Origin of the sequence: Micromonospora sp. NPDC050200 (assembly GCF_040656135.1) — a bacterium.
Taxonomy (GTDB): Bacteria; Actinomycetota; Actinomycetes; order Mycobacteriales; family Micromonosporaceae; genus Micromonospora.
The window spans coordinates 1-10,670 of record NZ_JBFALG010000107.1; the positions used below are offsets into that span (position 1 = coordinate 1).

Sequence of the window (10,670 nt, forward strand, 5' to 3'; positions counted from 1 at the left end):
GGTCTCGGCGATCGCCGCACCGAGCAGGTTGTGCTCCTTGGGCTTGAAGTCGCCGAACCGTTCGGTGAACACGGTGAATGCCCGCTCGAGTGGCGCGTTCACGATGATCTGCCGGCGCACCACCACATCGGCTGCCTGGGTCATGAGTCCTCCTCGGTCGGTTGTTCGACGACGTCCTGATAGCCGTCCAGGGCGCGATTCCAGAACGCGTCTAGTTGATCGCGCAGGGCGGCGACGCCTGCGGGGTTGAGCTGGTAGACCCGGCGGGTGCCGGCTGCGCGGTCGGTGACCAGGCCGGCGTCCTTGAGCACCTTCAGGTGCTGGGACACTGCGGGCCGGCTGATCGGCAGTTTTTGGGCGAGCTCGCCGACGGCCTGCGGACGCTCCGCCAAGCACGCGACGATGGCCCTCCGGGTCGGGTCACCCAGGGCGTCCCAACCATCGGCCGCTTGGTAAGTAGCCACGAACGGTACGCTAGAACTTACCAATGCGAGGAGTCAAGGCTCCGGTAAGGACTCGTGGCGACCCGCCGCGACGGCACCAAGATCTACTACCGGCTCGCCGGACCAGACGTCGCCGCCCTGTACGCGCTGCTACGCGACGTCGCCGGCACCCGCTCCGCGCAGGCCGTCGACCGCGGCGAGCTGCAGCGTTGGCTCGCCGCTGGGGAGGTCGTCGCCGTCGACGTGCGCCGGCCGAGGAGTACGCCGCAGGCCATATCCGCGGTGCCGTCTCCATCCCCTCGACCAGCTGCCCGGCCGGCTCGCTGACCTGCCCGACGATGTCGAGGTCGTCGCCTACTGCCGCGGCTCGTACTGGGTGCTGCCCCACGACGCCGTCAGGCTGCTCACCTGCCGCGGCCGCCGCGCTGCCCGGCTCGCCGACGGCATGCGCGAATGGCGCCTGGCCGACCTGCCCGTCGCGGCATGAAGCTATGGACCGCCGCCAGTGGGAAGAACTCTGCTACCGCGTCGACGCGCACCCGGAAAGACCACCCGCCAACTCAACGCCCGCCGCTACATCTTCACCCTGCTCGCCGGCGCGAACCTCGCCAACGCCAGACACCGGCTGGCGGTCGGCCAGATCGCCACGCCGAAGAAAGCGACACGATCTTGAGAAGGATCGGGCGACATCGGGCCGAGAAACCGCACGCACGCCCTGGCCAGACCACCGCCAGACGGCAAGCCACGCGAGAACCTACATCGCCGTCAGGCGGAATCGCCGCAGGCGGATTGTCATGATCTTCTCGGATGCCGTGGCGGATCTGCCATGGTTGCGACAGGCGACAGGCGCGGCGTGCTCGCAGCGCGGCATGAGCGTGTGCCTGTAGTCGATGCCGCTTGTGCGAGCACTCAGAATACCCGTATCGTGAAACTTGTCTGAGAGGTGCGGCCTTGCGCCAGACGCGGGCCACGTTTGGGACCGCTGCATCCGCTGCATCGACAAAAGTGGATGTTGGTCGCGGTGATGGCGGCGCCACCGCGACCGAGCAACGACCCGGCGTAGACAGCGGCCAACTCTGCCAGCCGAGGGCGGTAGCGACCGGCACCGCAGGGGCAACATCACCCCCGCCCATCTGCCCCGGCGCGAAGGCGAGGATGGCGAGGAAATCGGTGAGCGCCAACCCGGAGACGATGGACGCGGCCATCGCACGATCGCCGCCTGCGGCGAGCAGGCCGAGGAACCCGGCCGTCGTGACGGCCGTTATCCGATGCGGCAGTCGCATGACGGCCTGGTCAAGGAAGATGAGCACGTTCATTCCGGCTACCTGCCACGCGAAGGAGGCCAGTGTCCAGCTGGTCCGGCCCGACAGCGGGAGGGGCGACGGCGGCCAGCGTGGTGGCGGTTTCGACGGTTTACGGGGGCGCGCGCCGATGCGCAGGTCGGACGCGGTGTAAGCGACCGAACGGACGGATGGCGTAGATCCACAGCGGTTGTCCGCATGAGTATGCGGCTCGCCACGGCTGACTGTCCGGCACAGACTGCACGGCGATGGCCCGGCGGAGGATCGGCACGAGCGCCAGCAGGCGGAGCAAACGTGCGCGGGGCGGCCTGGCGGGCACGGTCAATTCTCGTCCAGGCTGTTACGCAGCTGTGTGGCGAGCGTGATGGTGTCTTCCTGTGGTTCGGCGTCGAGGTCGGCGAGGGCTTTGGTCAGGGCGCGCAGCAGGGTTCGGATGCCGTCGGCGTCGCCGAGGGCGTGTCGGGCATGCATCGCCTTGGTGTAGAGGGCTTCGTTGTAGCGATCGAGTCTGATGGCCTTGTCGAGCAGGTCGGATGCTGCCTGTGGGTTGGTGTCGAGTAGGTCGTCGGCCAGCAGTAGGTGGGCTTCGGTGCCCCAGCAACGGACCGTCTCGCGGTGGGGCTGCAGCCACTCGTAGTCCTGGCCGTCCGCGAGGGGTGCGGTGTAAAGGTCGCAGGCGGCGGTGAGGAGTTCGCGGCGGCGCGGCTCGGTGGCGATGGTGGCGCTGCGCATCAGGTCGCGCAGGGCCCACACGTCGACGTCCACGGTCACCGGGTCGAGCAAGTACCGTCCGGCGGACTTGATGACGTAGGCGTTCTTCGCCTCAGCGGTGCCGGCCCGGCCGAGCACGTGCCGCAAATTCGAGGCGTTGGTGTGTACCCGTTGGTCAGCTTGGCTGATGCGGGCGTCGGGTTCGAGGTATTCACCGATGTCGCGGGTGCCGGCTCCGTCTGGGTGCACGGCGAGGTACACCGCCAGTTCCAGGGCTTTGGCTCGCAGCGGCCGGCCTTCCGCGGTGATGCCTTCGATGCGCGGTGTGCCGAGCACGCGCAGCCGCGCCCGTCCCGAGACGGTGTCGCCGGTGGGGTTGACGGCGGTCGGGGTAGGCGGGTTCGTGGCGGTTGGCGTGATGTCGGTGCGGCAGGCGTGCAGGGGCACGATCGTGACCGGTACGGCTGGTGAGGTGATCGCGGGCGGTTCGCCGGTCTGCGCCTCGCGGAGCGTGGTCAGAATCTGGACGGCGGCGGCCGGTTCGAGCACGGGCAGTCGCGGTGGCACCGGTTCAGCGGACTGCCCGGATATGAGCTTGGTGTGTCCGTCCGGGGCGACCTCGACGGTGGCGCCGTGGGCCCATTCGCCGAGCAGCAGTGCGGACACGTGCAGACCCTCACCCAAGGCGAGGGCAACCTTAGCTCGCATGTGGGCACCGGGGGGTGGGGTCTCGGTGATGAGTATGACCGGCGGTAGCGCTTCCTCGTCGGGCACTGTCCGCCGCAGCTCGTCCAAGTCGGTTAGGGCGTGTTCGTCGAGGATGCGGCTGCGGTGCAGCAGCCGGGACTCGATGACAGTGAGCGCGTCGTTGATGCTGTCGGTCACGTGCAGGCGTGGCCATGGGCTGAGGGGTACCGCGGCCGGGCCGAGCAGCGTGGCCATGGTGGCGGCGTCGATGACGACCTCGCCCCGGGCGTCGGGGTGGTGCAGGCCGCCGGAGGCCAGCACGGCGACGAGGGCGGCGCGGGCGGCAGCGGGCGCGCCGTCGCCGACGACTCCGGTTCCGCCGGTCGGCAGTGCCCCGAGGTCGGGTGCGAGAGCCGGCGGCGGGCCGTCGTCGCTATTCGCATTCGACGGCTCGGGGTTGCGGGCGGCCACGGCGCGGCGGACCTGGACCACCGGCGGGGGCAGCTCGGTGGGCAGATCATCGTCAAGCTCGCCGTTGTATCGACGGCGGCGTTGCAGCCAGACCATCGCGGCGGCGGCGCTGATGGCGGCGGCGAGCGACCAGGGCAGCCAACCGGAGTCCGACAGATCCACACCTCGGTCGTCTTCGGCCGTCGTTGGAGTGTGCGTGACTGGGGGCGGCGCGGCAGGGTTGGAGACCCCGGACGACGGTGCTGGCGACGAAACCGACCCGCTGGGGGTTGCCGACCGCGTGGTGGTGGGAATGGCGGCTGGTTGCTCGGGCGCGGGTGGCGGCACGGCGGGACCGGGCGGGTCCGGGGCGGCACTCGGCGATGAGGGCGGTGTCGCAGGCCGGCCTGACCGGGGCGTGGGGGGCGTTGCTGGTTTGGCGGCTTGTGGTGGGCGGGCGTCGGCAGGTAGGCGAAGCTCCCAACCGGGGTAGATGAGGTCGCAGTCACGCAGGACACCGCCGACAGGAAAGTGCCGGTGCTCGTTCAGGCGGCAGACCTCCGGCCACCGGCCCGCGTCGCCAAGCCACTCCTTCGCGACCTTGGACAAGGTGTCGTGTCGCTCGACCGTGTAGAGGTAGCGCTGGTCGGCGACGTGGATGATGGCGGGCCCACGGGCCGCGGCTTGCCGGGGAACGTCGGCGCGCTGGGTCGCGGCGGCGGGTGTAGACGGCCGATCCGAATGCACCGCCGCGTCGAGGGAGCCGGCGGGGGTGACGGCGAGCGCAGCGGTGCCGGCCAAACCGAACACGAGCCGGTGCAGCGGCGCCGGCAGCCTGAGTATGGGGATACGCCACTGTGTCACCGCCGCGAGGATCTCAGCGAGCAGGAGCAGTGTAAGCGCCCCCCACAGCAGCCACATCGCCCAAAACGCCGCACCGATGAGGAAGTCCGGTGTGAACCGTCCACTCGAGCGCTCGAACCAGTCTGGGATCTGCGACCAGGCCGGCAGCCGACGGAGCGGGTTCCCACCCGCAGCCCACAGCAGCGCCGGAACGATCACCAAGAAGAGGCCGGCACCGATGGCGGCGCGAACAGCCTCGGCCAGGGACGGCCGCGCGCGGCGCGGCAGCGAATCGCGTGGAAAGCGGACGGTGGCTCGTGCACCGTACTCGGCGAGTCTGTCGCCTCTGTCCCGGCGCATCTGCGACACCTTCACCCCCTGGCGGTTGAACGCTGATCTTCTCCACATACACGAGAGTGATTGCCTTCGACTATCACCACGAAGGATTCTCACCATCTATGCACAAAGAGTCACGTTCAGCGGATCACGGGTGACACCAGCTCGACCTCACGGGCGAGACTGCCCCTCATGCCAAGCGGGGGCACTGTGTTGTCGATCGACCTAAGCTCGTCGGCCATCGCGGCCACTGTCAGCCGCCACAGCCTGAAGATCCCCATCCTCATCGACGGTCGCCTCGTCATGCCGCCTGGCGTCGCCATCGACCCCGTAGGGGAGATTTACGTCGGTCTCGACACCTTGGCCGCGATGTCCTTGCCGGTAGACCATCGGTTCGTCGATAACCCCACTGACCTCCTCGGCCAGCCCACCAACACCGCCGATGCAACGCAACCCGACCCGGTGGATCTGCTCGCCGCCGTGCTGCGGCACGTAACCCATCATGCTGCCGTCCAAGTCAACGGGCCGATCACCGCGCTCACTGTGACTGTTCCGCCGACATGGGGACCACGCCGCTGCGGACACATCAGCGAGGCAGCAACCCGCGCGGGATTTCCACCTCCCACCCTGGTCACCGCACCGGCCGCCCTCGCCGCCTACGCCACGACGCTCGGCGTCACCGTGCCAGAAAGCTCCTGCCTGCTCGTATGTCAGGCAGACCGCGAACCGGCGATGCTCACCGTCCTGCAGACCGTCGCCGACGGCTACCGCGAACTAGCGACACAACAGATCAGTCCTGCCCGAGGCCTCGACCACCTCATCGCCCAACGCATCGCCCGGACGGCAACCGCCGACTCCGACCCGCTCCGAGCGGCGATGACCGCGCCCAATAACGACGAAGCAGACGGCCGACGTGCCCTCCTTGAATCCGTCCGGGCCGCCAGGCGTCTGCTCGCGACCCAAGACCAAGCGCCAATCCTGCTGCCCGCGCCCCGCCAACCCGCCGTCATCACCCGCGACGACATCACGGTCGCCGCGCAGCCCCTCCTCGACCAGATACCCGGCGCAGTCGACGGACTCCTCGACGCGGCCGACGTCGACAAAACGCACCTCGCTGGCGTCGTCCTCAGACCAGCCCTCGGCGTACCCGCGCTGACCGAAGCGCTCACCGCAGCCGCCGGCATCACCCCCACGCTCATCGACCACCCCCACGCCCTCGCTGACGGGGCCCTCTCGCTCACCACCACCCACCAACCAGGCCCCGCAGCCGCCGCACGGCTACCCCGCGTCCGCCTACGCGTCAGCGACCTCACCGGCGCTCTGCTCCTCGGTGCCTGTTCCTTGGCTCTGCTCCTGCAAGCCGTGCTTACCGCTTACATCTCCACCTACAGCACCTGGGTCGTCGGTGTCCGCACCTCGCTACCGCAACTCGGCGCCGCCGGCGCACTCGTCATGCTCACCGCATTCGCCGTGGCGCACCTGGCACCCACCACCTGGCTCGCCGGAACACCCACCGCGTCAACACCCGAACCCACAACAGGCAGCCTCATCCGACGTGGATACCTGACCGCCGCCGTCGGCGGCGCCCTCACCGCCGCGCTCTACGGCCTCGCCACCGGCACCGCCGTCGAATTCGACTACACCCCCTACCTCAAATGGACCCTCGGCGCCGCCCTACCACTGACTGTCTGCGCCACCCTCATCGCCGCCACCGCACCCCGCATCCCGGCTGACGCACTGCCCACCTGGCTCGCCATGACCCGCCCCGTCATCACCCACGCGATCACCGCCACCGCGGGCATCTACCTCATGCGAGCCGCCCTCACCCTCACGACACCCATCTCCACGAACAACATCGCCGGCATCGCCGGCAGCATCGGCGCAGCCGTCGTCGGCGTAGCCACCGCCCTAACCATGAGCCGGAGCCGCACGATCCGCGCCATCACCGCACCCGGCCTCGCCATCGGCTACGCCCTCGTATTCACCGTCGACACCAACAGCGCCCTCATCGTCGGCTACCTCGCCGCCCTCACCTGGTGGGGCATCCGACTCACCGCACACACCCTGCGGCTCGCCTTCCCCCAGCCAGGAACAGCGCTGCGCCGCCTCACCGACCGCCCGGGCGGCTGAAGCTCCTCGGGCCGCTGCCACCGCATCTACGCCGCCGAGGACGACGACGGCAATCGCATCGATCACCCGCCCAGCGTCTTCGTCGGCGAGCAGCAGATCCTCGAACAACATGACCCATTGCCCGTCTGAGCTTTCTTACCCAGCTGCGTCACGGCAACTGAGCCAGCAATCCGCCAGAGTCAACAAACGGCCAGAGACCTCCTGACACGCCTGACGAGTCGGAAATAGGCGAAATGCTACACCTGTAACAGCGATACGTAGAGCAGCAGGCGAGTTCCGGTTGAGCGAAAGACTCAGCCGGCACTCGCTTTTTCAGTTTTCGGCAAGGTTCGTAAGCCGCCGAAGAACATCAGCAATCCTGATCATCCAGGTCGGCCACTGTGATGGCTAACCGAGCCAAGACCGAATGCACTCCGAGTGACCCATGCGCCACCGGACTTCGAGTCGGCCGGCCCGCCCGACATATGGGCGAGCAGTCCGGCCAGCACGCCGATCTCAGGATCCTCCAACTCGGCCGCGCTGGCAGACATACGAAACCCCGCTGGGCAGCACCGCTACCAGGGCGAACGCGGGCACCACACCCTCACCGAGAGGCCCCAACATGGAAACGTTTCAAAATCTCCGAGTCTGCATCGATTTCGAGCAGGCCAAGCGAATGCACCCTGCAACTCGCTCAACAAACTCCTATGCACCTCAGCCTCGTGCGAAATCCCGCAATGCCTCACTACTACCGGGCGGAGACTCCGCAGGCGCCCCTCATTCACCGGCCTGGAGTCTGGAAATTCAGGGCCAGGATTCCCGCCCGCACGAGCCGCAGTGTCCGCGGAATCCAACCGCTACAGAAATCAACGAGAGGCTTGACACCATACGAACGAAACGGGTGGATAAACATCCACAGTCGGTAAATCCCGCGACCGTGTATGGCAGCGACAGTGCCAATGACCCCCGATATCGGTCAGGCTTAAATTCTGAAAGGACAGATCCATGCCCGCCCCACCCCCGAACCGCGCCGTCAGGTGGCACCGGTCGCCGGCAACCTGCCGGCCGCGCCACGCGACGCCGACTGCCCGGCTCAACCAACACGTTGGGCCAGCGATGAACGGCTCAGCCGCCCCGGAATGGCGGCCAGACCCTCTCCTGACCATCGACGACGTCGCCGCCTGGCTGGGCAAGCCCAAGAACACCCTCTACGCCTGGCACAGCCGAGGCAAGGGACCTCGCGCAATCCGCGTCGGCAACACCCTGCGCTACCGGCGCAGCGAGGTCGAACGCTGGCTCGACGACCACACCGACGCGGAGCGCTGATCCATGGCCCGACCTGAACTGCCCCTCGGCACCTGGGGCAAGATCCGCACCCAGAAGCTGGGGCCCAACCGGTTCCGCGCCCGAGCCCGGTTCCGCGACTACGACGGTAAGACCCGCGACATTGAGGCCACCGACACCACCGGCCCGGCCGCCGAACGGGCGCTGAAGGTCAAGCTACGTGACCGCACCACCCCCAACGACGACGAGATCACCCGGGAGACCCGCGTCAGCAAACTCGCCGACCTGTGGATCGAAGAGATCACCACCGAGGAACGGATCGCACCACAAACCATCCAGCGATACGAGACCAGCGTGCGCAGCGCGATCCTGCCCGCCCTGGGCAACCTCCGGATCCGGGAAGCCAGCGTCGGCCGCCTGGATCGGTTCCTGCGTGATATCGCCAAGGACCGTCCCTCGGCAGCCAAAGGCGCGAAAGTCGTCCTGAGCCAGATGTTCGCCCTGGCCGTGCGCCACGGCGCGATCCCCACCAACCCCTACGCGACACCAGCCGGCTACGCAAACCCCGCCGCACGGTCGTCGCCCTCACCGACGAAAATCTCCAGGCCGTCCGGACGGCGATCCGCGAGTGGCAGCGACCGGTCCCCGGCAAGCCTGGACCACGGCACAGCGGCGATCTGGCGGACATCGTCGACCTCATGCTCGCCACCGGCGCCCGCATCGGCGAGATCCTTGCCCTGCGATGGGAGGACCTCGACCTCGCCGCCGAACGCCCCACCCTGACGATCTGCGGCACGCTGGTCTTCGTCAAAGGCAAGGGCTTCTTCCGCCAACCCTGGACCAAGAGCGACGCCGGCTGGCGGATGGTCGTCCTGCCCCGGTTCGCCGTCGGCATGATCCTGGCCCGCAAACTCGTCGCCGCCGACAACCCCCACGACGCGATTTTCGCCTCCCGACGCGGCACCTGGCTGTCGCCCAACAACGTCCGCCGTCAGTGGCGTGAGGCTCGCGCCGACACCAACCTCGCCTGGGTCACCCCCCACACCTTCCGCAAGACAGTGGCCACCCTCATCAAGGAAGAGACCGACACGAAGAGCGCCGCAGCACAGCTTGGGCATTCCAGCGAGGAGGTAACCGACACGTACTACATCGCCAAGCCCGCTCAAGCCCCGGACGTCTCGGACATCCTTGAGCGACTCGGTGCCGACCGTGGGGGGCGTCCCGCACCTGCGGTGCCCAACGATGCACATGGATGACAAACCCGGTTGCCGACCCCGGTAAATGGGGGGTTTTCGGGGGGCGGTTCAAAACCCCATAGACAAACTTAAAGCCCTGATCAGCGTTTCCGCTGGTCAGGGCTTTTTGTCTGTCGGGACGGCCGGATTCGAACCGACGACCCCTTGACCCCCAGACCTCGGCGATCCGCCTGCGTGAGGTCGCATTCGAGGTCAAGGAGCACGAGATGGTGCGGTCACGACTTGAGGCGGTTGGCTGGGATGCTGTACTTCGGTGCTGTACGCGACGGGCCTCGACCTTGCGCCGGAACTGCTGTATCGCGCGTGGCGCCAGAGAACGTCCCCGAGCGTCGTTCGCTGCCGCCTACCTCCAGCCCGGCTACGTCCCCCCGGAGTTGTCGCGGCCTGTCGCTTAGCCGACAGCACCAGCACAGGACGAGCCCGGCATGATGCCCGGGTGAAGCTTGATCGCAAGACGTGGCTGCTGATTGCTGGCAGCGTGACGCTGTTCATGCTCGCCGTAGCTCTCACCACCGCCGCCATCTCCGTGGCCTACCGGACGCCCGCAGGTCAGGAACAGCCGAAGGTCACGGACTGGATGCAGGCATGGGGCAGCGTCTTCGGCGTGTTCGCCGGCCTGGCCGCCGCCGTGGCCGCTGCCGCCCTGCTGGTGTTCGAGCGAAGGCAGGCTGACGAGGCACGTCGTCAGCTTGCAGAGGAGCGCCGGACGGGTGAGGAGAGCCGAGCGCGGACGGTCATCACCGCAGATGTCCGCTTCCCTCACGGCGGCTTTGCGATCAGCTCCGGTGGGGCAACGAGATTCAGCAGGGTCCAACTTTCCGTCCTCAACTTTGGAACCGACCCGATCCACTGGGTGGTCGTGGAAGTCGTGTTGCCCGGCAGTCGAACCGTTGAGCACAACGGAACCGAGTTCATCGCTCCAGGCCAGAGGGAAGTGGTCGTGATCCTGCTTGACCCGTCCTACACCAGCATCGGTGACAACCCTGACCTCGACGCGAAGCTGTGCGAGGTCATCGTCACCTTCACCGACTCGTCAGGCATCCGATGGAGCCGCCGCAACAACGGAATTCCCCAGCGTGAGGCGGGTCAGCTCCTACACCTGCGGGACATGATCGAGGTCAACCGTCCGTCGGCCCAGTGAGCCCTGTTGTTCCGGTCTCAGAGGGCGGTTCGGAAGGTTAGGTCCTTTTCGGGGCAAGGGCGAATATTCCGGGTTCGGTCTCGGTCAGGATCTGGCGGTTGACCAGGCG

General features: G+C 67.8%; 7 protein-coding genes and 2 pseudogenes. 6 read left to right on the forward strand and 3 right to left on the reverse strand.

From position 1 onward, the window contains the following. Positions 1-140 precede the first annotated feature (140 nt). The gene (locus AB0I41_RS33460) at positions 141-464 is read right to left on the reverse strand and encodes a metalloregulator ArsR/SmtB family transcription factor (protein WP_357115049.1); all 324 of its coding nucleotides are present in this window, start codon (positions 462-464) and stop codon (positions 141-143) included. A 54-nt stretch (positions 465-518) separates the two neighbouring features. On the opposite strand from AB0I41_RS33460, the gene AB0I41_RS33465 reads away from it, so the two are divergent. After that, positions 519-770 (forward strand): hypothetical protein, encoded by a 252-nt coding sequence (locus AB0I41_RS33465; protein ID WP_357115051.1) that lies wholly within the window; start codon positions 519-521, stop codon positions 768-770. Between the two features lie 178 nt (positions 771-948). Then, positions 949-1,116 carry a hypothetical protein gene (locus AB0I41_RS33470; protein WP_357115061.1) on the forward strand — a complete coding sequence of 56 codons (168 nt, stop codon included), beginning with the start codon at positions 949-951 and terminating at the stop codon, positions 1,114-1,116. Positions 1,117-1,513: 397 nt separating this feature from the next. Here the strand turns inward: AB0I41_RS33470 and AB0I41_RS33475 are convergent. Together AB0I41_RS33475 and AB0I41_RS33480 are read right to left on the reverse strand one after the other, a co-directional pair. Further along, a pseudogene (locus AB0I41_RS33475) lies at positions 1,514-1,759 on the reverse strand (prepilin peptidase); the annotation flags it as partial. 306 nt (positions 1,760-2,065) lie between these two features. Further along, a complete protein-coding gene (locus AB0I41_RS33480; RefSeq protein ID WP_357115053.1) occupies positions 2,066-4,795 on the reverse strand; it encodes a transcriptional regulator in 2,730 nt (909 codons plus the stop codon). A 186-nt stretch (positions 4,796-4,981) separates the two neighbouring features. Here AB0I41_RS33480 and AB0I41_RS33485 point away from each other — a divergent pair, with 186 nt between their 5' ends. The 4 genes and pseudogenes from AB0I41_RS33485 to AB0I41_RS33500 all read left to right on the forward strand — a co-directional run bounded on the left by AB0I41_RS33485 (position 4,982) and on the right by AB0I41_RS33500 (position 10,561). After that, positions 4,982-6,901 carry a hypothetical protein gene (locus AB0I41_RS33485; RefSeq protein ID WP_357115055.1) on the forward strand — a complete coding sequence of 640 codons (1,920 nt, stop codon included), beginning with the start codon at positions 4,982-4,984 and terminating at the stop codon, positions 6,899-6,901. 1,095 nt (positions 6,902-7,996) lie between these two features. Further along, on the forward strand, positions 7,997-8,206 hold the full coding sequence (locus AB0I41_RS33490; protein WP_357115057.1) for a helix-turn-helix domain-containing protein: 210 nt from the start codon (positions 7,997-7,999) through the stop codon (positions 8,204-8,206). A gap of 3 nt (positions 8,207-8,209) precedes the next feature. Next, a pseudogene (locus AB0I41_RS33495) lies at positions 8,210-9,420 on the forward strand (tyrosine-type recombinase/integrase). 436 nt (positions 9,421-9,856) lie between these two features. After that, a complete protein-coding gene (locus AB0I41_RS33500; RefSeq protein WP_357115059.1) occupies positions 9,857-10,561 on the forward strand; it encodes a hypothetical protein in 705 nt (234 codons plus the stop codon). Positions 10,562-10,670 lie beyond the last annotated feature (109 nt).